The sequence below is a fragment of the Sphingorhabdus sp. genome, from assembly GCF_044338195.1.
Lineage (GTDB): Bacteria > Pseudomonadota > Alphaproteobacteria > Sphingomonadales > Sphingomonadaceae > Sphingorhabdus_B.
This window is the reverse complement of the sequence record NZ_JBIIMC010000004.1, coordinates 39995-61266: the sequence shown is the minus strand read 5'-3', so window position 1 is coordinate 61266 and position 21272 is coordinate 39995. Positions and strand designations below refer to the sequence as shown.

At 57.2% G+C, this 21272-nt stretch carries 23 protein-coding genes; 16 read left to right on the top strand and 7 right to left on the bottom strand.

Annotated features, from left to right (window positions below):
- Nucleotides 1-5 precede the first annotated feature (5 nt).
- The 3 genes from sucC to ykgO all read right to left on the bottom strand — a co-directional run bounded on the left by sucC (nucleotide 6) and on the right by ykgO (nucleotide 2210).
- Entirely contained in the window at nucleotides 6-1214 is a 1209-nt protein-coding gene (gene sucC / locus ACIQZK_RS02310) for an ADP-forming succinate--CoA ligase subunit beta (RefSeq protein WP_397574731.1), read from the bottom strand.
- 156 nt (nucleotides 1215-1370) lie between these two features.
- Nucleotides 1371-1982, bottom strand: a complete 612-nt coding sequence (locus tag ACIQZK_RS02305; protein ID WP_397574730.1) for an HAD family hydrolase — start codon at nucleotides 1980-1982, stop codon at nucleotides 1371-1373.
- A 102-nt stretch (nucleotides 1983-2084) separates the two neighbouring features.
- Nucleotides 2085-2210, bottom strand: coding sequence for a type B 50S ribosomal protein L36 (gene ykgO, locus ACIQZK_RS02300; protein ID WP_125229386.1), 126 nt, complete (start codon nucleotides 2208-2210; stop codon nucleotides 2085-2087).
- A gap of 153 nt (nucleotides 2211-2363) precedes the next feature.
- Between ykgO and ACIQZK_RS02295 the strand changes: the two genes are divergently transcribed.
- The 13 genes from ACIQZK_RS02295 (at nucleotide 2364) to ACIQZK_RS02235 (ending at nucleotide 14319) form a co-directional block, all read left to right on the top strand.
- Nucleotides 2364-2957, top strand: a complete 594-nt coding sequence (locus ACIQZK_RS02295) for a hypothetical protein (RefSeq protein WP_397574729.1) — start codon at nucleotides 2364-2366, stop codon at nucleotides 2955-2957.
- A 25-nt stretch (nucleotides 2958-2982) separates the two neighbouring features.
- A complete protein-coding gene (locus ACIQZK_RS02290; protein ID WP_397574728.1) occupies nucleotides 2983-4119 on the top strand; it encodes a M14-type cytosolic carboxypeptidase in 1137 nt (378 codons plus the stop codon).
- Nucleotides 4120-4128: 9 nt separating this feature from the next.
- Complete coding sequence (locus ACIQZK_RS02285) at nucleotides 4129-4584, top strand: GNAT family N-acetyltransferase (protein ID WP_397574727.1); 456 nt, start codon at nucleotides 4129-4131, stop codon at nucleotides 4582-4584.
- Nucleotides 4585-4626: 42 nt separating this feature from the next.
- Nucleotides 4627-5310, top strand: coding sequence for a 2,3-diphosphoglycerate-dependent phosphoglycerate mutase (gene gpmA, locus ACIQZK_RS02280; protein ID WP_397574726.1), 684 nt, complete (start codon nucleotides 4627-4629; stop codon nucleotides 5308-5310).
- A 113-nt stretch (nucleotides 5311-5423) separates the two neighbouring features.
- Nucleotides 5424-5912: a 5-(carboxyamino)imidazole ribonucleotide mutase gene (gene purE, locus ACIQZK_RS02275; protein ID WP_395634754.1), complete on the top strand. Its 489-nt coding sequence runs from the start codon at nucleotides 5424-5426 to the stop codon at nucleotides 5910-5912.
- Between the two features lie 10 nt (nucleotides 5913-5922).
- Nucleotides 5923-6993 (top strand): 5-(carboxyamino)imidazole ribonucleotide synthase, encoded by a 1071-nt coding sequence (locus ACIQZK_RS02270; protein ID WP_397574725.1) that lies wholly within the window; start codon nucleotides 5923-5925, stop codon nucleotides 6991-6993.
- A 23-nt stretch (nucleotides 6994-7016) separates the two neighbouring features.
- Nucleotides 7017-7514 (top strand): dihydrofolate reductase, encoded by a 498-nt coding sequence (locus ACIQZK_RS02265; RefSeq protein WP_397574724.1) that lies wholly within the window; start codon nucleotides 7017-7019, stop codon nucleotides 7512-7514.
- 24 nt (nucleotides 7515-7538) lie between these two features.
- Nucleotides 7539-8726 carry a dipeptidase gene (locus ACIQZK_RS02260; RefSeq protein WP_397574766.1) on the top strand — a complete coding sequence of 396 codons (1188 nt, stop codon included), beginning with the start codon at nucleotides 7539-7541 and terminating at the stop codon, nucleotides 8724-8726.
- A gap of 2 nt (nucleotides 8727-8728) precedes the next feature.
- Entirely contained in the window at nucleotides 8729-9655 is a 927-nt protein-coding gene (locus tag ACIQZK_RS02255) for a bifunctional riboflavin kinase/FAD synthetase (RefSeq protein ID WP_397574765.1), read from the top strand.
- A gap of 249 nt (nucleotides 9656-9904) precedes the next feature.
- Entirely contained in the window at nucleotides 9905-12763 is a 2859-nt protein-coding gene (gene ileS / locus ACIQZK_RS02250) for an isoleucine--tRNA ligase (RefSeq protein ID WP_397574723.1), read from the top strand.
- Nucleotides 12764-13102: 339 nt separating this feature from the next.
- Complete coding sequence (lspA, locus tag ACIQZK_RS02245; protein ID WP_397574722.1) at nucleotides 13103-13651, top strand: signal peptidase II; 549 nt, start codon at nucleotides 13103-13105, stop codon at nucleotides 13649-13651.
- Nucleotides 13648-13911 carry a DUF3035 domain-containing protein gene (locus ACIQZK_RS02240; protein ID WP_397574721.1) on the top strand — a complete coding sequence of 88 codons (264 nt, stop codon included), beginning with the start codon at nucleotides 13648-13650 and terminating at the stop codon, nucleotides 13909-13911. Before lspA ends, ACIQZK_RS02240 begins: the two co-directional genes overlap by 4 nt.
- Before the next feature lie 12 nt (nucleotides 13912-13923).
- The gene (locus ACIQZK_RS02235) at nucleotides 13924-14319 is read left to right on the top strand and encodes a DUF3035 domain-containing protein (RefSeq protein ID WP_397574720.1); all 396 of its coding nucleotides are present in this window, start codon (nucleotides 13924-13926) and stop codon (nucleotides 14317-14319) included.
- A 21-nt stretch (nucleotides 14320-14340) separates the two neighbouring features.
- Here ACIQZK_RS02235 and dxs read toward each other — a convergent pair whose 3' ends face one another.
- From dxs to ACIQZK_RS02220, 3 genes are read right to left on the bottom strand one after another with little or no spacing between them, the layout of a single operon-like run.
- Nucleotides 14341-16272, bottom strand: coding sequence for a 1-deoxy-D-xylulose-5-phosphate synthase (gene dxs / locus ACIQZK_RS02230; protein ID WP_397574719.1), 1932 nt, complete (start codon nucleotides 16270-16272; stop codon nucleotides 14341-14343).
- A gap of 54 nt (nucleotides 16273-16326) precedes the next feature.
- Nucleotides 16327-16785 (bottom strand): Fur family transcriptional regulator, encoded by a 459-nt coding sequence (locus tag ACIQZK_RS02225; protein WP_292928664.1) that lies wholly within the window; start codon nucleotides 16783-16785, stop codon nucleotides 16327-16329.
- Nucleotides 16786-16827: 42 nt separating this feature from the next.
- A complete protein-coding gene (locus ACIQZK_RS02220) occupies nucleotides 16828-17193 on the bottom strand; it encodes a MerC domain-containing protein (protein ID WP_395634744.1) in 366 nt (121 codons plus the stop codon).
- 126 nt (nucleotides 17194-17319) lie between these two features.
- Between ACIQZK_RS02220 and ACIQZK_RS02215 the strand changes: the two genes are divergently transcribed.
- The 3 genes from ACIQZK_RS02215 to rpsI all read left to right on the top strand — a co-directional run bounded on the left by ACIQZK_RS02215 (nucleotide 17320) and on the right by rpsI (nucleotide 19492).
- Entirely contained in the window at nucleotides 17320-18378 is a 1059-nt protein-coding gene (locus ACIQZK_RS02215; RefSeq protein ID WP_397574718.1) for a COX15/CtaA family protein, read from the top strand.
- Between the two features lie 143 nt (nucleotides 18379-18521).
- Entirely contained in the window at nucleotides 18522-19001 is a 480-nt protein-coding gene (gene rplM / locus ACIQZK_RS02210) for a 50S ribosomal protein L13 (RefSeq protein WP_125229402.1), read from the top strand.
- Nucleotides 19001-19492 carry a 30S ribosomal protein S9 gene (gene rpsI / locus ACIQZK_RS02205; RefSeq protein ID WP_183938969.1) on the top strand — a complete coding sequence of 164 codons (492 nt, stop codon included), beginning with the start codon at nucleotides 19001-19003 and terminating at the stop codon, nucleotides 19490-19492. The genes rplM and rpsI overlap by 1 nt, the downstream gene beginning before the upstream one ends.
- 161 nt (nucleotides 19493-19653) lie before the next feature.
- Here rpsI and ACIQZK_RS02200 read toward each other — a convergent pair whose 3' ends face one another.
- Nucleotides 19654-21144 (bottom strand): FG-GAP repeat domain-containing protein, encoded by a 1491-nt coding sequence (locus ACIQZK_RS02200; RefSeq protein ID WP_397574717.1) that lies wholly within the window; start codon nucleotides 21142-21144, stop codon nucleotides 19654-19656.
- Nucleotides 21145-21272 lie beyond the last annotated feature (128 nt).

The window sequence follows — 21272 nt, the reverse complement described above, 5'->3', positions numbered from 1 at the left end:
ATACATTAAGCTGCCTTGCGTACTTCCGCGACGATTTTCTCGGCTGCATCGCCAAGGTCGTTGGCCGATACGATGGGCAGGCCGCTATTGGCGAGGATGTCCTTGCCCTGCTGCACATTGGTGCCTTCGAGGCGGACAACGAGCGGCACCGACAGGTTCACTTCCTTTGCCGCAGCAACGATGCCGTCCGCGATGATGTCGCATTTCATGATGCCGCCGAAGATGTTGACCAAAATGCCCTTTACGGCAGGGTCCTTCAGAATGATCTTGAATGCCGCCGTCACCTTTTCCTTCGAAGCGCCGCCACCTACGTCCAAGAAGTTCGCGGGGAATTCGCCGTTCAGCTTGATGATGTCCATCGTCGCCATCGCAAGACCAGCGCCGTTGACCATGCAGCCGATGTTGCCGTCGAGCTTGATATACGCAAGGTCATATTCGGATGCTTCGACTTCAGCTGGATCTTCTTCGGTCAGGTCGCGCAGCTCGGCGAGATCCTTGTGGCGGAACATCGCATTGCCATCAAATGCAACCTTGGCATCCAGCACCAACAGCTCGTCGCCATTCTTGCCTTCGCACACAGCGAGCGGGTTGATTTCAATCTGTTCGGCATCGGTGCCCAGGAACGCGGCATAAAGGCCAGTAACCACGGTCTGTGCTTGCTTTGCCAAATCACCCGTCAGGCCAAGCGCCTTTGCAACGCTGCGGCCATGGTGCGGCTGAAGTCCGGTTGCTGGATCAACAACGATGGTGTGAATCTTCTCGGGGCTGTCATGTGCCACGTCTTCAATGTTCATGCCGCCTTCGGTTGAGGCAACGATAGCAATCCGGCTGGTCGCGCGATCGACCAACAATGCGAGGTAGAATTCCTGCTTAATGTCGGCGCCATCGGTGATGTACAGACGGTTGACTTGCTTGCCTTCGGCTCCGGTCTGGATGGTCACCAGCGTGTTGCCCAGCATTTCTTTCGCATGCGATTCAACTTCGTCCAAGTTGAAGGCCAAGCGAACACCGCCCTTTGCATCGGGACCCAATTCCTTGAACTTGCCCTTACCGCGTCCGCCTGCGTGGATTTGCGACTTCACGACATAAAGCGGACCAGGCAATTGCTTCGCAGCCGCAACCGCTTCTTCAACGCTGAGCGCCGCGATACCAGCGGGACAAGCCACACCAAATTTCGCAAGCAGTTCTTTGGCCTGATATTCATGGATATTCATGGGAGATTACATCCTCGACAATAAAGAGTTTCGCCGGTCGCTTAAGCACAGACGGGCGCTGAATGGAAGGCCTTGCGCTGATGTTTTTTGGTTGATGTCGAGGCGCCAAGGACGCCGAGAATATGTCCTAATCTCCGCGCCGCTTCGTGCAAAAACTTAAACCAGTAAATCAAGTGCCACCAATTCGCGGCGCAGCTTTTCTGCATCGGTAAAATGATGCGCAGCAAAGCCATTGGCGCGGGCGCTGACGACATTGTCGTGATTGTCATCGATGAATATCGCCTCGCCGGGCTTCAGCCCAAAGCGCCGCAGCGCCAGCGCATAGATATCGGGGTCTGGCTTAACCATTTTCTCGACGCCCGAGACGACAACATCTCCGAAATGATCAAAAATCGGTTGGGTCGGGCGGAACCTCTCCCAAAACTCCGCACCAAAATTGGTAATGGCAAAAAGCGGGACGGCGCGCTCGGCCAGTTCGCGTACGATTTCCAGCGATCCTGTGACAGGGCCGGGGATCGTCTCGTTAAAACGTGTCCGGTAGGCGTCGATCTCGTTTTTATATTTTGGATATAGCGCGGTCCGTTCAGCGGTCATTTCTGCCAAGGGCCGGCCGGCATCATGCTGAAAATGCCATTCGGGCGTGACGACATGCGTGACGAAATATTCCAGCTCCGCCTTGTCGGCGATCAACTTTGCAAAAAGATGCCGCAAATCCCATTCGAACAGCACTTTGCCGACATCAAACACGACAGTGGTGATCTTGCTCATGGGTCAATCCTAGAGTGCAGACGCAAAAAAACCGCCCGCGAATCAGATTCGGAGCGGTCTTTTGATAAAACCATCTGCCCGCGTTGCGCAGGCAGCGGCCAATTAACCCTGGCGCGCCTTAAAGCGTGGCTGAGTCTTGTTGATGACATAGGTCCGGCCACGACGACGAATCACGCGGTTGTCACGATGGCGGCCTTTGAGCGACTTGAGAGAATTAACGACTTTCATCGGATTTACCCGTCTTTTTGATGCATAAAGCTTGAATTGAAGGCGCGCTCCTATGGGTGGGCCGGCGTAAAGTCAAGCGCGTTCGGCGCTATTATGCGATTCAGCCCCCATACATAGCTTGCCATGATATATGACGTGCTTAAGGATGGGACCATGATGAAAACTCCACGAATCTTGCCACTTCTCGCGCTTTCACTGTTGTCGGCCTGTGTCGCTCCCACTGGCCCTGTAGAGGTCACGCGCTTTAACCGCGCGGCCGAAGGCGTGCCTTATGGCAATGGCAGTTTCGTGGTTGAGCTTGCGGGCGAATCGGCGGCGGACCGATCTTTATCGGCTTCGCCTTATGTTGCGGCGGTGACGCGTGAAATGCAGCGGGTCGGCTATGGCAATCAAGCGGGCATAAGCGACGTTGTTGCCGAGATACGCTTTGGCGCGACTATGATACACCCGGAGCGCCGGTCACCGGTTTCCGTGGGCGTCGGCGGATCAACCGGCAGCTATGGGTCGAGCATTGGCTTGGGCGTTGGCATCAATCTTGGTGGCGGTTCGGCAGCATTATTGCAGACCAGTATGGCGGTGCGCATCATCCGGCGCAGTGACCAGCTGGTGATATGGGAAGGGAGGGCGGTGCAATCTGCCAAAGCGGGCTCGCCTGCCGCGCAGCCCGCTATTGCGGCCTCTAAATTGGCGGAAGCTTTGTTTAAGGACTTCCCCGGCGTGTCTGGCGAGACTATTCGCGTTCCATAAACTTCATTGCGAGAGCGAACCAAAAATGCCGATCACCGATATCAATGCTGCATTCGACAGCGGTAACATCCTAGTGCACGCCATCGATGGCAACAGCGCCACCCTTGGCATCCGCAAAGATAAGGATTCGGAGTTTGCGCAATGGTTCCACTTCCGCGTTGCGTGTGCAGCGGGTGAGGAACTGGAACTGCGCATTACGGGCTTGGAAGGCAGCGCCTATCCCGGCGGTTGGCCAGATTATCGCGCCTGCGTTTCGGAAGACCGCGATTACTGGGGCCGCGCCGATACCATTTATGACAAAGCCGCGGACGGCGGCACTCTGACCATTCGCTACACGCCCGCCAGCGACATTGTCTGGTTCGCCTATTTCGCGCCGTTTAGCATGGAACGCCACCATGATTTGGTCGCCGACGCCGCAACATGCGAAGGCGTTGCCTACCGTTGCTTGGGCCACAGCCTTGAAGGGCAGCCCATTGATTGCCTGTCGATGGGCGATGGCGACACTCAGGTCTGGCTATACGCGCGCCAGCATCCGGGCGAAACGCAGGCTGAATATTGGATGGAAGGTGCGCTGGATATGCTCACCGACCTGAGCGATCCGCACACCCGCGTGTTGCTGGAAAAATGCCGGTTGCATATCGTGCCCAATTGTAATCCCGACGGCAGCTGCCGCGGACATTTGCGTACCAATTTTGCGGGCGTAAACCTGAACCGCGAATGGGCCGAGCCAAGCTTGGAGCGTAGTCCAGAGGTTCTGGGAATTCGCAACGCCATGGATGAAACCGGCGTGCATTGGGCGATAGATGTTCATGGGGATGAGGCCATTCCCGCTGCATTCATGGCCGGGTTTGAAGGCATCCCGTCATGGACCGATGATCAAGGTGCGCGGTACAATAATTTCATCAATCGCCTCGCCGCGCGCACGCCCGATTTCCAGACCGAGTTGGGATACACCAAGGCGGGACCGGGAAAGGCCAATTTGACCATGTCGACAAACCAGCTCGCCGAGCGTTTTGGCCCGTCGCATAGATGCGTGTCGATGACGCTCGAAATGCCATACAAAGACACGGTGCACGGCAATGATCCCTATCAGGGATGGTCGCCCGAACGTTGCCGCCTGCTGGCCCGCGAGTGCCTCGCGACGCTGGCGGAGATGGTGTAGGCAGCCCTTATGCGCATCATCGTGGATGATCTTTCCGGCAACGAAATCCGCGCCTTGCTGGAAACGCATTTCGCCGGGATGCTGGCAAGCTCGCCACCGGAAAGCTGTCATTTTCTCGATTTCGACGGGCTGAATGCGCCCGATGTCACGTTCTGGTCGATCTGGGACGGGGACGCGCTTGCGGGATGCGGGGCGTTGAAAGAGCTGACGCCCGAACATGGTGAGGTCAAATCGATGCGGACGCACGCCGACCATCTGCGCAAAGGTGTCGGTGCCAAAATGCTGACGCATATCATTTCGCAAGCACGCGACCGTGGGTATCACCGTTTGAGCCTTGAGACAGGATCGAGCGCAGACTTCGCGCCGGCGTTGGCGCTGTATGAAGCGCATGGGTTTGAATATTGCCCACCCTTTGGCGATTATGTCGAAGACCCGTTTAGCCGTTTCATGACCTTGGCGATTTGAGCAACTTGCGTTAGGGCGCGGTCAAACAACGAAGGAACTCCCATGCCCAAGCTTATCCTCATTCGCCACGGACAATCCCAATGGAATCTGGAAAACCGGTTCACCGGTTGGTGGGATGTTGATGTGACCGAAAAAGGCGCAGCCGAAGCGTGGGCCGCGGGCGAATTGATGAAGGTCAAGGGCATTGCCCCTGATGTCGCCTTTACCAGCGTGCAGACGCGCGCGATCAAGACGTTGAACCTCGCGCTTGAGGCGATGGGTCGGCTTTGGGTTCCGGTGACCAAGAACTGGCAATTGAACGAACGGCATTATGGCGGCCTGACCGGCCTTGATAAGGCCGAGACCGCGGCCAAGCATGGCGACGAACAGGTCAAAATTTGGCGCCGGAGTTTTGATATTCCGCCGCCGCCATTGGAGGTGGGATCGCCTTATGACCTGTCGTCTGATCCGCGTTATGCGGGCATCAAAATTCCCGCGTCCGAAAGCCTGAAGGATACGATACTGCGCGTTCTGCCCTATTGGGAGAGTGCCATTGTCCCTGAGCTAAAGGCGGGTAAAACCGTTCTAATCTCTGCGCATGGCAACAGCTTGCGCGCGCTGGTGAAGCATATTTCGGGCATTTCGGATGCGGATATCAATGGCCTTGAAATCCCGACCGGCCAACCGATTGTCTATGAACTCGACGACAATTTGAACGGTGCATATCACTATCTATCCGCGCGGTAACATTGTCGTGCCGCGTGCGTGCGCGGGTCAGTGATTATCCTATTGTTGCTGGATTGCGCCTTTTGCACCACGCGGCTAAGGCCATGCCATCGAAGTTGTCAGGGGAGTGACACATGACTGACTCAGCGCCGCTTATTGGCATCATCATGGGAAGCCGTTCGGACTGGGACACGATGCGCGAAGCGTCAGCCACGCTGACCGCGCTCGACATTCCCCATGAATGCAAAGTGGTGTCCGCGCACCGTACGCCTGAACGTCTGTATGCATATGCAAAGAGCGCGGCCGATAGGGGCCTGCAATGCATTATTGCTGGCGCGGGTGGCGCGGCGCATTTGCCCGGTATGGCGGCGTCGATGACGCGGCTTCCGGTGCTTGGCGTGCCGGTGCAGTCAAAGGCGCTGGACGGCATGGACAGCCTGTTGTCGATCGTCCAAATGCCTGCAGGCATTCCGGTCGGCACACTCGCAATTGGCAAGGCGGGCGCAACGAACGCCGCGCTTTTGGCCGCGGCGATGCTGGCCAATAATGATGCAGCGCTCGCGTCACGGCTGGATGCATGGCGCGCGGCCCAGACCGCGTCGGTCGCCGAAACGCCGGAGTGAGAGCAAGCCGATGACTGCGTTGCCTCCTGGTTCGACCATTGGGATTTTGGGTGGCGGCCAGCTTGGCCGGATGCTGGCGGTTGCGGCGGCCCAGCTTGGCTATCGCTGCCATATTTACGCGCCAGCGGGGGACAATGTGGCGTTCGACGTCGCCGCGCACAGCAGCATCGGCGCTTATGACGACCATGCCGCGTTGAAAGAATTCGCGCAGCAATGCGATGTCGTGACCTTCGAATTTGAAAATGTGCCCGTTGCACCGCTTGAAACAATTGCCGGCCTTGTCCCCATTTATCCGCCGGTCAAGGCGTTGGAAGTTGCGCAGGATCGCGATGCCGAAAAGCGCTTTGTGCGCAGCCTTGGCGGACAGACAGCCAACTTCGCGATCGCAAATGTGCAAGGCGACGTGCAGGCGGCGGTTGATGCGGTGGGTATCCCGTGCATCCTGAAGACGATCCGCATGGGCTATGACGGCAAGGGGCAGCTTCGCGTCACGTCGCAGGACGATCTCGCCGATGCATGGGCGCAGACGGGTGTGCAGCCGCTGATCGCGGAAGCCATGGTGCAGTTCGATGCGGAATTTTCGGTGATATTGGTGCGCGGCCAAGATGGCGAGATCCGCTTTTGGGACAGTTCGCACAATGTGCATGTCGGCGGTATTTTGGCAACATCGACACTGCCCGCTGGCGCGCTCGTGGAAAGCCAGCAACAGGCGGCGCGCGATATGGCGGCGGCGGTTGCGACCAAGCTTGATTATGTCGGCGTATTTACCGCCGAATTTTTTGCCAGCAGCGCCGGCCCGTTGTTCAATGAAATCGCACCGCGCGTGCACAATAGCGGCCACTGGACGATTGAAGGCGCGGCCACCAGCCAGTTTGAAAACCACATCCGCGCGATTTGTGGACTGCCGCTTGGCAGCACTGAAACGGTGGCGGCCCGTGTCGAAATGCAGAACCTGATCGGGGATGATGGCGACGCCTTTGAACAGATTTTGGCCGACCCTGCGGCGCATCTGCATCTCTATGGAAAGGCACAAGCGCGCCCGGGCCGAAAAATAGGCCACGTCACCCGCTTGTATCGCTAAGTTTTTCAAGGCAAAGCGGGGTTATGAATCATCCCGAAATTATCCTTGTCCTCGCCCGCGCCGCCAATGGAGTCATCGGGAAAGATGGCGGCATGCCGTGGCATCTCCCTGCGGACCTGCGGCATTTCAAACAAATAACCAAGGGCCGGCCCATGATTATGGGGCGCAAGACCTTTGACAGCCTGCCCGGCCTCCTGGATGGCCGACGCCACATTGTTTTGACCCGCGATACCGCGTGGGAAGAAGAGGGCGCCGAAATCGCGCATTCGGTTGCCGACGCGTTGAAGCGCGCCAATGGCCCACATGTGTGCGTTATTGGCGGCGCGGAAATCTATAATCTGTTTCTGCCGCTCGCGGACCGCATTGAATTGACGCAGATTGCGGCGCAGCCCGAGGGCGACACGTCGGTCCCGGATTTCGATATGGCGGAGTGGGACGAGCTGTCCCGCGAAAGCCATGCCGCGTTGAACGGCGCACCAGCGTTTGATTTTGTAACGCTTGTCCGGCGGGCAAAGAACTAAACACGCGGTATATGGGGGGAAATGATGCGTAAGAAATTCTGGATTCCACTGACGCTGATTGGCGCTGCTGCGATTGGCTTTTTCGGATTTTTACCCGGCTATGTCGAAGATTCGATGAACGCGGTGGACGGCCAGCCGCTGATCAAGGTCAGCGATGAGGCCAAGGCGTTGCACAAGACATTGAACATCGTAGACCTGCACAGCGACACGTTGATGTGGAACCGCGATTTGGGCGATCGTGCGGATCGTGGCCATATGGATTTGCCGCGCTTGCAAGAGGGCAATGTCGCGCTTCAGCTTTTCTCGTCGGTCACCAAAACGCCCAAAGGCCAGAATTATGATGGCAATGGTGCGGACACGGACAATATCACGCTGCTGACCTTTGCGCAGTTGCAGCCGGTCAAGACATGGCGCTCATTGGTCGAGCGGTCGCTATATCACGCGTCGAAGCGCGATAGTGCGGTCAGCGGGTCGGACGGGAAATTGCAAGCGGTGGACAAGGCGCAGCAGCTCGATGCCTTGCTGGCCGCACGTCAAAAGGACCGGAGCACTGTCGGCGCCATGCTGACCATTGAAGGCCTCCATAATCTTGAAGGCAAGGCCGAGAATCTCGACCGGTTGTACGACGCCGGGTTCCGCATGGCGGGGTTCACGCATTTCTTTGACAATGAATTGGGCGGGTCGATGCACGGCCTCAAAAAAGGCGGACTGACGCCGTTCGGTCGCGACATATTGCGCCGGATGGAGGCAAAGGGCATGATCGTCGACATCGCGCATCTCAGCCATGCTGGCGTTGCCGAGGTTTTGGCCATGGCGAAACGTCCCGTGGTCTCCAGCCATGGCGGCGTGCAAGCGACGTGCAAGGTCAACCGCAACCTGACCGATGACGAAGTGCGCGGCGTCGCCAAAACCGGCGGCATCATTGGCATCGGCTATTGGGAAGGCGCAATATGCTCCACCGATCCGCGTGCCGCGGCCAAGGCGATGAAGCATGTGCGCGATCTCGTGGGCATTCAGCACGTTGCTTTGGGATCGGACTATGATGGCGCGACCACGGTGCGTTTCGATACCTCGCAACTCGCGCAAGTCACCCAAGCGTTGATGGACGAAGGTTTCACGCCCGACGAAATTCGCGCCGTCATGGGTGAAAACGCATTGCGCGTCATCCGTGCTGGCTTGGTCCCGATGGAAAAGGCTGCCACCGCGCAATGACCATTCCCCGCCTTTCTGCCAAAGACCGAACGCCTGACGCATTGCGTGGCGGTGTTGTTGCCTTGGGCAATTTTGATGGCTTTCATTTGGGGCATCAGGCCGTTTCTGGCGCAGCGATACAACAGGCAAAGGCGGCGGGAAAGCCAGCGATTATCGCGACATTTGATCCGCACCCCGTGCGCTTTTTTGCGCCGGAATCGCCCTGGTTCCGGCTAACGACGCTCGATCAACGCCAGCGGCTTTTTGCTGAAGCCGGTGCCGACGCAATGCTGGTGTTTGATTTCGATGCAGAGCTGGCTGCGACCAGCGCCGAAGATTTCATCGTCACATTGCTGATGGAACGTTTGGGCATATCGGCTGTGGTCACGGGCGAAGACTTTACCTTTGGGCATAAACGCGGCGGCAATATTGACGTGATGCGCGACCTGGGCGCTGCGCATGGCCTGACGTCGACCGCCATGGGGCCAGTGGTCGATGATGGCGGCGTGATATCGTCCAGCCGTATCCGCAATGCGCTTAAGGATGGCGACTGCGCCACGGCCACCGCTTTGCTCACCCGGCCGTTCACGGTTGCGGGCATCGTGCAGCATGGCGATAAAAACGGGCGGCTATTGGGTTTCCCCACCGCCAATATCGACATGGGCCATTATCTGCGCCCGCGGTACGGCATTTATGCGGTGAAGGGCCGCTTGCCCGATGGCCGCGTGCTAAATGGTGCCGCGAACCTTGGCATTCGCCCAACGTTCGATCCGCCCAAGGAGTTGCTTGAGCCGCATTTCTTCGACTTTGCCGAAGACCTCTATGGGCAGAATATCGAAATCGAATTCCACGCCTTCATTCGCGGAGAGGCAAAGTTTGACAGTCTGGACGCACTGATGGCGCAAATGGCGCAGGATTGCGACGAAGCCCGCCGGATATTGCGCGCGTAGTGGGTGGAGTGGGGGGAGAAGCCCCGAACAACGCCCCCCGGTTTCGTCATCCCGAACTTGTTTCGGGATAACAAACCACCGCCTGATGTTATCCTGAAACAAGTTCAGGATGACGGTGCGGGGATGTGGCGTCGCCACCTCTGCGCCCTCTGCGCCTCTGCGTGAACCATCTCCACATGATGCGGCGCGTGCAACAGCGCGGATACAGGCTTTATTTGCAGCGCCATATCCTTTAGGCACCCGCACAACATGACTGACCCTATCGACTATCGCGACACCGTTTTCCTGCCGAAAACAGATTTCCCTATGAAGGCCGGCCTTCCGCAGAAGGAGCCGGGCATTCTGGCGCGTTGGCAGGCGCAGGATTTTTATGCGGAGTTGCGCAATCGCCGCCGCGGTCGTGAGAAGTTCATTCTGCATGACGGCCCGCCTTACGCCAATGGCGACATGCATATCGGCCACGCGCTGAACCATATCCTGAAGGACATGGTCGTCCGCACACAGACATTGTTGGGCAAAGATGCGCCTTATGTGCCCGGTTGGGATTGCCACGGCCTGCCCATCGAGTGGAAGGTTGAAGAGCAATATCGCAAGAAAAAGCTCAACAAGGACGAAGTTCCTGCGCAAGAGTTCCGCGCCGAATGCCGCGCTTATGCGCAGCATTGGGTCGACACGCAGCGCGAACAATTGAAGCGGCTGGGCATCAATGCCGATTGGGACAATCCCTATCTGACGATGGATTTCCAAGCCGAGGCGACCATTGTTTCGGAGCTGTTGAAGTTCGCAGAGAGCGGCCAGTTGTATCGCGGTGCAAAGCCTGTCATGTGGTCGCCGGTGGAAAAGACCGCCTTGGCCGAAGCTGAAGTCGAATATGAGGACATCGTTTCGACGCAGATCGATGTGGCGTTTGAGATTGTGGAATCGCCGATTGCGGAATTGGTTGGCGCACATGCGGTGATCTGGACAACGACGCCTTGGACGATTCCGGTCAATCAGGCTTTGGCTTACGGGCCGACAGTAGGATACAACTTGCTCGAATATGATGGTCGTCGCTACCTTGTTGCGGCTGTACAGAATACTGCATTTGTGGACCGCCTGAGTAAGTTCGTTGGTCGAGACTTGAACGATAACCACGAAGTAAAAGTTCTCGACATCCCCGGAACGGACAGGCAGTTTTTTCAGGGTTCAGCTCTCGCCGGAACAATGGTCCGCCACCCGATGCACGAACTGGGCGGTTTCTTTGCCAAGCCGCGTCCGATGCTCGCGGGCGATTTCGTCACCACCGACAGCGGTACGGGCCTTGTCCATATGGCGCCTGACCATGGCGAGGATGACTTTGACCTGTGCAAGGCGAACGGCATCGAGCCTGTTTTTGCTGTCGAAGGCGATGGCAAATATCGCGCCGATTGGCTCTGGCTCGGCGGTGAGGGCAGCGTCATTAACCCCAAATTCAACGCGCCTGACGGCCCCATCTGCAGTGCGTTGCACGCGGCTGGCGGGTTGCTCGCGGCATCGGCGGATTATAAGCACAGCTATCCGCACAGCTGGCGGTCAAAGGCGAAAGTTATCTATCGCTGCACCCCGCAATGGTTCGTGCCGATGGATAAGCCGCTCGACCTAAACCGTAGTGCTGAGCTTGTCGAAGCACGCGTATCGGACGAGAGCCGCCCTTCGACAGGCTCAGGGCTTCGGTCTTTGAGGGAAACCGCAATGACCGCGATCTCGGAAACCCGCTGGGTTCCGGAAAAGGGCCAGAACCGCATCACCGCAATGGTCGAAGGTCGCCCCGACTGGGTGCTGTCCCGCCAGCGCGCATGGGGCGTGCCGATTACACTTTTTGTGGATCGCAAGTCCGGCCAATATCTCTGCGACGCGGGCGTGAACGCACGCATCATCGCGGGCATTCGCGAAAATGGCGTCGATGGCTGGAGCGACGAACGCGCACAGGCATATCTGGGCAGCGACTATGCGCTTGCCGATTATGAACGCGTTACCGACATTCTCGACGTCTGGTTCGATTCAGGCTGCACGCATGCTTTCGTCCTTGAAAGCGGACGTTGGCCCGACCTGCAATGGCCAGCGGACCTCTATCTTGAAGGCAGCGACCAGCATCGCGGCTGGTTCCAGTCAAGCCTGTTGCAAAGCTGCGGCACGCGGGGCCGTGCGCCCTATAACGCGGTGCTGACCCACGGCTTTACGATGGATCAAAAGGGCATGAAAATGTCCAAGTCGCTGGGCAACACGATCAACCCGCTCGACCTGATGCGCGACAGCGGCGCGGATATTTTGCGGCTGTGGGCGTTGACCGTGGACTTCACCGAAGACCACCGGATCGGCAAGGAAATCCTGCAGGGCGTTTCCGACCAATATCGCAAATTGCGTAACACCTTCCGCTATCTATTGGGCGCGCTCGACGGCTTTTCGGACGCGGAAAAGGTCGCGGTCGCCGATATGCCCGAGCTGGAGCGTTATATGCTCCATCTGCTCGCGGATATGGACGCGAAGTTGAAGGCGGCGGTCAATGATTTTGACTTTAACACTTATGTCCGTTTGCTAACCGAGTTTTGCAACGAAGACCTGTCGGCATTCTTCTTCGATATCCGCAAAGATTGCCTCTATTGCGACGCACCGACCGATCCCAAGCGGATGGCGTATCGCACGGTACTCGACACCTTGTTCCACGCCCTCGTGCGTTATGCCGCGCCGGTGTTGGTCTTCACCAGCGAAGAGGTGTGGCAAACGCGCTTCCCCGATGCCGACAGCGTGCATTTTTCGGATTGGCCGGAGGTTCCCGCCGTTCTTGACGCGGCCTTGGCTGAAAAATGGTCGAGCATCCGTGCGGCGCGTATGGTCGCAACCGAACAAATCGAACCCATGCGCCGTGAGAAGATTGTCGGTTCCAGCCTTGAAGTTGAATACACCCACAATGGTGCGTTCGGCGATGTAGATCTCGCTGAAATATTCATCGTCTCGGCTGTCCATCAGGGCGACAGCGCTGGCGCAGTCAAAACCACCAACCACAAATGCGGTCGTTGCTGGCGGCATCTTCCCGAGGTTGTGGACGATGGCGCGTTGTGTGGTCGCTGTACGGATGTTGTTGGTGGGTAATGATCTTCTTCGTGCCTTTGTGCCTTTGTGCGAACCAAAAAGCATGAAGGGTTCGCACAAAGCCACGAAGGCACAAAGATCGGCTAAAGCCCGCCATGCTGGACGCGTTTCCGCATCTACCTTTGGGCGGAGCAATATTAAGACCCTGAAACAAGTTCAGGGTGACGATGCCGCTTTGGTGGGTAAGCCTTCCCAAATCCTCCCCACCTGTGGGGAGGTGGCAACCCATGGGGTTGACGGAGGGGGCTGGCAGTTTACACGAGGGGACATGCGTGCACCTACATCCCCCTCCACCACGCGTTGCGTGGTCCCCCTCCCCGTAAACGGGGAGGATCGCTCATGAACCCCAATCCTAAATTCCGCCTTCAGGGCATCATGCTGGCCAGCCTTGTGTTCATCGCGGACCAGATTGTGAAATATACGATGCTTGGCCCGCTTCAGTTGCAAAGCCGCGGTGTCATTCACATCATTTCGTTCTTCGACCTGCGCTATGCCGAAAATCGCGGCGTTTCGATGAGCTTTCTGACCGCCGATAGCGATGGCGAACGCTGGGCGTTGGTGGCGCTGACAACCGTGATTGCCGCGGGTGTCGCGGTGTGGATGTGGCGGGAGAAACTGCGCGGTGATGTGCTGGCTTTGTCGCTCGTTTTGGGCGGCGCGCTTGGCAATATCGTGGACCGCGTGCGCTATGGCTATGTCGTCGATTATGCCGATTTGCACATTGGCGCATTCCGGCCCTTTTACATATTCAACCTGGCCGATGCCTGCATCAGCATTGGCGTGCTGATATTGCTTGCCCGCGCCTTCCTGATAAGCGACAAGCAAACCGGTGACGGGGCTGACGTTCAGCAACCCGAAAGCAGCGCTGACATAGTGGAGAAATCATGAAGCGGATCAATATGTTTGCAGCGGCGTCAGTTGCTTTGCTCGCGCTTTCGGGCTGCGGCACCACCAGCGTGTTTGACCGTGACCGGCCAGACGAATTTGCCGTAAGCCGGTCAAAGCCACTTCAGGTTCCAACCGAGTTTAAGTTGGCCGCGCCGACACCCGATGCGCCGCGCCCGCAAGAAGACGATACGAAGCAACAGGTTTTGGACGCCATGTTCGGTAGCGCAGCACCTGCGCCCCGTCCGCAATCTGCCCAGTAAATGGATATGCATATGAAAACGAAATCAGCCCTACTCGCTATGGCGATCGCGACCCTGCCATTGTTGTCGGGTTGTTCCTCGGCGGGCAAAGAAGCAGCGCCATCCATTGGCCGCGCTGCGCCTTTGGTGGTTCCACCCGATTTCGCGCTGGAGCCAACTGCGGCAACGGCAATCCGTCCGGCTGATGGCGGTCAGGAACAGGTTTTGGACGCTTTGTTTGGCGGTATCGCGCCGCGTTCTGCCGCTGAACGCGCGATCTCAACGAGTTCGGGCAATGCCGAAATGGGTATTCGTTCTTCGGTTGGCGATCCGCAGACCAATACGGTCAACAAAGGCAGCATCACCCGCGACATCATCGCCGCGCCCGAAGGCGATGGCCAAACCGCGCAGGCTGTTATCCCGGGTTAAGCGTTGAGAGCGCCGCGCGGGTTAAGCGCTGGCGCTCGCTTCCTCCACGCCGGCGCTGTTGTGGCGCAGCGCCTTTAGCACTGTTTCAACGATCTGCGGGGCATTCAGGCCAGCTTCGTCATATTGCTTTTGCGGGCTGTCATGTTCTTGGAACATGTCGGGCAGGCGCATCGTGCGGATTTTCAAGCCAGCGTCCATCAGGCCAGCGTCGCTGGCGAGTGTCAGCACATGCGCGCCAAGGCCGCCCACGGATGCTTCTTCGACCGTCACGACAACCTCATGCGTGGCGATCAGGTGGCGGATCATTTTTTCGTCAAGCGGCTTTGCAAAGCGCAAGTCGGCGACGGTGGTGCTCAGGCCCTTGGCATCCAGCGTTTCTGCCGCCTTCATCGCTTCGGCCAAACGCGTGCCGAGCGAGAGAATCGCAACCTTCTTGCCTTCGCGCATGATCCGGCCTTTGCCGATTTCCAACTGCTGCGGCACGTCAGGCATCGTAACGCCCGTGCCATTGCCGCGTGGGTAACGGAACGCGATTGGCCCGCTGTCGTGCAGGACGGCGGTATAGGTCATGTGGACCAGTTCCGCTTCATCTGCTGGCGACATGACGACCATATTGGGCAAGGTTGCCAAATAGGTAATGTCGAACGAACCGGCATGCGTGCTGCCATCGGCGCCGACGAGGCCCGCGCGGTCAATGGCGAAGCGCACAGGCAAATTCTGGATCGCGACGTCGTGCACGACCTGGTCATAAGCGCGTTGCAGGAAGGTCGAGTAAATCGCGCAGAAGGGACGCATCCCCTGTGCCGCAAGTCCAGCCGCAAAGGTGACGGCATGCTGTTCAGCGATGCCGACATCGAACGACCGTTCGGGATGCGCGGCAGAGAATTTGTCGACGCCGGTGCCGCCGGGCATTGCGGCGGTTATCGCGCAAATCTTGGGGTCAGTTTCGGCCAGCTTGGCGAGCGTTTCACCGAAGACGTTTTGATAGGCGGGCGGACCGCCACCGGGGCCCTTATCCTGCTTACCTGTGACCACGTCGAATTTGACGACGCCATGATATTTGTCAGCCGACGCTTCGGCAGGGGCGTAACCCTTGCCCTTTTGCGTGACCACATGGATCAGCACGGGGCCTTCGGCATTGTCGCGGACATTTTCGAGGACGGGGATCAGCTGGTCGAGATTGTGGCCGTCGATGGGGCCAACATAATAAAATCCAAGTTCTTCGAACAAGGTACCGCCCATCGCCATGCCGCGCGCGAACTCTTCCGCCTTTGATGCGGCTGAATAGATGCGGCGCGATAGCTTTTTGGCGACTTTGCTCGCGAGGCTGCGCAGGCCGAGATATTCGCTCGAGGACACCAGACGCGACAAATAAGCTGACAGACCGCCAACGGGCGGCGCGATCGACATGTCATTGTCGTTGAGGATGACGACCAGACGGTTGCCCGCAGCTTGGGCGTTGTTCATCGCCTCATAGGCCATGCCGGCGGACATCGAACCATCACCGATGACGGCTATCGCTTTACCGGGTTTGCCCGCAATCTTGTTGGCGACCGCGAAACCCAAAGCGGCTGAAATGGAGGTTGAGCTATGTGCCGCGCCGAACGGATCATATTCGCTTTCGCTGCGCTTGGTGAAGCCCGAAAGGCCCCCGCCTGTGCGCAAGGTGCGAATGCGGTCGCGGCGACCCGTCAGGATTTTGTGCGGATAGCATTGGTGGCCAACGTCCCAGACCAAACGGTCATCGGGCGTGTTGAAGACATAATGGATCGCGGTCGTCAGTTCGACGACGCCCAAGCCAGCGCCCAGATGGCCGCCCGTTACCGAAACTGCAGATATGGTTTCAGCGCGCAATTCATCCGCGAGCTGGCGAAGCTGCGACGCGGCAAGTTTGCGAAGGTCCGAGGGCACTTTAACCGTGTCGAGTAACGGCGTGTCTGGGGAATGTGTCATGACGTCAGCTTAGCCACCTTTTATCAGGCTGTCGAACGGGTAATTGCGCCTGCGTTATCCGCAATCGGCGCATTTTCCGCGGACTTCGATGACGGGGCGAACCTCTGCAAAACCGGCATGTTCGGCCGCTGCGCGAACATTCATGGTCAGCGTATCGTCATCAATATGCGTGGCGGTGCCGCAGCTGTCGCAGATCAGGAAAATGCAGTCGTGCAGACAGCCGGGGTGTGAGTTGGCGAGATAGGCGTTCGCGCTTTCAACGCGGCGCGCAAGGTTGGTGGTCACGAACAGATCGAGTATCCGGTACACGCTGTTGGGTGCAACGCGCTTGCCGCGTTTTTGTGAAACCAGATCTGCAATATCATAAGCCGATGCGGGTTTTTCAAATGTGGCGAGCACGGCGAAGATATCCGCACGCATATCGGTCCACTGCTCGCCCGCCTCGACCAACGCCGATTCGGCGGCATGGGCAAGCGACGCGCCTGCATGCTCGTGATGATGATGAACTGCCATATTGATGATGTAGGCCGTGACAGCCAGTCGGTCAATTGCCCGTCAGGCAGATGCGCGGTGGTTCAGGAAATGTCCTAATGCGAGGCAGATGACGCCCATGACGGTCCAGACAATCTCCATCAGGCCATGTGGCAGTGTCAATGCGCCCGCCATCATGCCAATGCCCGCTGCGCCAACGATCGCTGGCGTAAACAGTCCATGATCCCAAAATCCCTTACCAAGCGCCAATACGCCGAAGAGAATGGCCAGCAACAGGCCGGTTTCATGAATGATCGAGTTGAGCAAAAAACCGCTCGCCGATGCCAGAAACGCCAGCAAAAGCGTGGTGACCAGGCAATGCACAAGGCACAGGCCAGCAATGCTTAAGCCAAGCCCGTCCCACCGCCATTTTTTCCATGCCTGCGTCATTGCGGCCGCCCTACACCGATTCGTTAGACGTTACAACATTACATCGCATAAATTGCAGCCATTATGACCATTTTTGCAACCTCTGTCCGCTTGCAGCTTGCTGAAATCAGGGGCATATCGCGGCTTATGAATAAAGCTCCTCATTCTGGCGCCGCAGCCAGCGCGCGCGCGTCACACCCTCAGGCGTTGATTACATGGCTTATGGGCGTCGCGGTTCTCGTCTTGGCGATGGTGATTGTCGGCGGCATCACGCGTCTGACCGAATCGGGCCTGTCGATTACCGAATGGAAACCGATCACGGGCACTTTGCCCCCGTTGAACGAGGCCAGCTGGCTCTCCGAATTCGAAAAATACAAACAGATCCCGGAATATACCGAGATTAACGGTCCGGCGGGCATGACGCTGGCGGAGTTCAAATTCATCTATTTCTGGGAATGGGTCCACCGCTTGTTGGGACGCGTCATCGGATTGGCATTTGCGTTGCCGCTGGCGTGGTTTTGGATCAAGCAGGCGATCCCGAGCGGCTATAAGCCGCGTTTGCTTGCGTTGCTTGCGCTGGGCGGTCTGCAAGGGACCATTGGCTGGTGGATGGTGTCATCTGGCCTGTCCGCGCGCACCGATGTCAGCCATTACCGGCTTGCGGTCCATCTTTTGACAGCGCTGATTATCTTGGGTGGTCTTGTTTGGACTGCGCTGGATCTAAAGGAACTGACGAAAAATCCATCGGCAAGGCCCGCGCGCATCACGGGCTTTACGGGCAGCATCTTGGCGATATTATTTATTCAGCTGCTCTTCGGTGCATGGGTTGCCGGACTGAATGCCGGATATGTCGCCAACACATGGCCATTGATGAACGACCGCTTCTATCCCGATGGCGTGGATACCGCCAAGGGTGCGTTTTATGCTTTGGTGAATGACCCCTATCTCACCCATTTCGTCCATCGCTGGTGGGCGTGGGTCGCGGTGATTGCGCTGATCCTGATGGCACGGCGGGTCAAGAAAGCAGGCGTTCGTGCGGCATCGGTCGCTATTCATAGCGCGTTCGGCGTCCAGATGCTGCTCGGCATTGCAACCGTGATGACGGGGGTCAACATCGTCCTTGCCGTATCGCATCAGGCGGTCGGCGCCCTTTTGGTCGCGGCAACGGTCTGGGGCGCGCATGTCTTGGGACGTGATACGGCCTAAACGCCGACGGGTATTATTATACCCGTCGTAAAACCCTTGCTTTTGCTTGACTATTGGCCGGTTCATCGCCATTGGCACCGCTTCGCGTGCAGGATCCTTTGCGATTCTGTGCAACACTAAAATTTCGAAAGGTGCGATTAGCGATGAAAACGCTATCCAGAGTTACGAAATCGATCCGTCCACAGGACGTCGAGAAATCGTGGATCCTCATTGACGCAGAAGGTTTGGTTGTTGGCCGTGTTGCCAGCCTTATCGCCAACATCCTGCGTGGTAAGACCAAGCCAAGCTACACCCCGCACGTTGATTGCGGCGACCATGTTGTCGTCATCAATGCCGACAAGGTGAAGTTCACCGGCAAGAAGTTGACCGACAAGGTTTACTATCGCCACACCGGTTACATCGGTGGTATCAAGGGCATCACTGCTGGTAAGGTACTTGATAGCAAGTTCCCTGAGCGCGTCCTTGAAAAGGCCGTTGAGCGCATGGTTCCACGCGGTCCTTTGGGTCGTGCCCAAATGCGCGCGCTGCATCTATATAATGGTACCGAGCATCCGCATGCCGGCCAACAGCCAAAGACGCTCGACGTCGCTTCCATGAACCGCAAGAACAAGGTGGGTGCATAATGTCTGAAACTGCAAATTCGCTCGCTGATCTCGAAACCTTGGGCGCCGACGTTCAGGCACCAGCACAGATTGCTGCTGTCGTTCGCGAACAGGAAATTGATGCGCAAGGTCGCGCTTATGCAACTGGCCGTCGTAAGGACGCAGTTGCCCGCGTTTGGTTGAAGCCAGGCACCGGCAAGATTGTCGTCAATGGCCGTGATCAGGAAATTTACTTCGCACGTCCTTCGCTGCGTCTCGTCATCAACCAGCCGTTCGGTGTCACCGAGCGTACGGGCCAATATGACGTCATCGCAACCGTCAAGGGCGGTGGTCTTTCGGGTCAGGCTGGCGCGGTCAAGCATGGCATCGCGCAAGCACTGTCGAAGTATGAGCCACTGCTGCGCAGCGCTGTGAAGTCGGAAGGCTTCCTGACCCGCGACAGCCGCGTTGTCGAGCGTAAGAAATACGGCAAGGCCAAGGCGCGTAAGAGCTTCCAGTTCTCGAAGCGCTAAACCGAAAACTCGGTTTTTCCGAACAAATTCAAGGGCTTGTGAGAAATCGCGAGCCCTTTTTTGTTGTTACATTATTGGCCCGGGTGCGTGCTGAAAGCGGCCGCCTCGATATACTCCTTAAATCGCGTGCACTAACGACCACCGCATAGTGCCATGGAACTTTACGCGAATATGAGTTTGTAGAGGTTGACAAAATAATCTTTTCGGTCGGCAGTGCCGCCATATTGCCAATACACGGCTTCAAAATTCCCATCGCCGTCGAAATCATCGAAACCGATCAATTTCCCGCTACCTTCAGACGGCGGAAGGGACACGTTGAAATTACGGAATGATGCACCATTCTCATTTATGAAAATCCTGAGAGTGCCGTCCTGCCGGGCAAAGACGATATCGTCTTTTCCGTCTTTGCTGACGTCTTTGACATAGAGCGCTGGAGACCATTGTAAGAACCCTGCGTAAACATCAGAATTGTCCTGCCGGATGGCCGTACTGGAAATATCGACGAACTTACCGGCGTCGTTTCTGATGATCTGGAGATAGTCCCCGCCATAGTAAGGGGAATATCTTGAGTGGGAGATTATGAGGTCGAGATCCCCATCCTTATCCATATCCGTGGTTCGGGTCTCCATATGGAGCGTGTTTTCTGTACCATACACCGTTGCGGGAAGCGGCGTCTTATCATCGAAACTGAAGTTGCCCTTATTGTTCCAGAACACATAGCTGTGCGCCGACCCGTGCCCAAACCCGGCAACAATGTCATCATAGCCGTCAGTGTTGAGATCAGCGAGGTGCGCATCCAACCACAAATTATTCTGCCCGTTGGGGATTTGGGTTGGGTTCAGCAGCGGAAGGGCGTTCAGTTGATCCAGAAAGCTGCTCGACCTGGCGGTGAATGAACCTTCGGCATTTTGAAACAAGAACAAGGGTTCAAACCCCTCCCTGTGGCGCCAGTTGGCAATCAGGATATCATGCTTTCCGTCACCGTTAATGTCCCCTGTCGCCATTGCGTGGGCATCGGTTCCATTGGCCGCAAGACCCGATTGTGTCGTCAGGCGGGGAATAAGGTCTGCCCGTACCCTCGTCCCAGTTGCACCGCCTAGGGCCAATATGGCCGTGCCATATGCCGTGGGGTCATTATATACCCCAGACACGTTGTGCGCGACGAAGAATGCTGCGGGCGTTCCGTTGACGGTTAAAGACGCAGATCGACGTGCGCCAAAAACGGACGGAAATTGCTCGTTAACGGCCTGCCGAAACTCTAATCTACCGTTATCATTGGAAAGGTAGATATATGGTAAGCGCGCAAAAACCGGCGTGCCATATGCCTTGTTCAGCGGAATGATCAGTTCAGGGAACCGATCCTTCTGGAAATCTGCAGATATGCTCCCTTGCGGGAAAATGTCCGCAATGCCTCTGGGGTTCGTCACACCGCCATAAACATATTCGGGGACCACGTCGGATGAGGATATTGTGTGGATTTGGTAAGATTTGCTGAGCGCCGCGCGCGTGTAAGTGATCGGCGTTGGCGGCGTTGGTGTTGTGGCGTTCGAGGGTATCGTGATGATCGGCGAACTGGGCGATGTGCTGCCACCGCCTCCACAAGCGGAAAGCAGTACGCATGCCGCCAGCGCCCTAAGACGACGTCGTTTCAATCAACTTCCCCCAGAATAAATGCGTCCATCACTTCCCCGCAAATATGCTGGAAATTTGGCGACCCTTATGATCGTAAACGTAGATTTGACTGCCTCTACGCACACTGACTGTGCTGGATGTATATCCT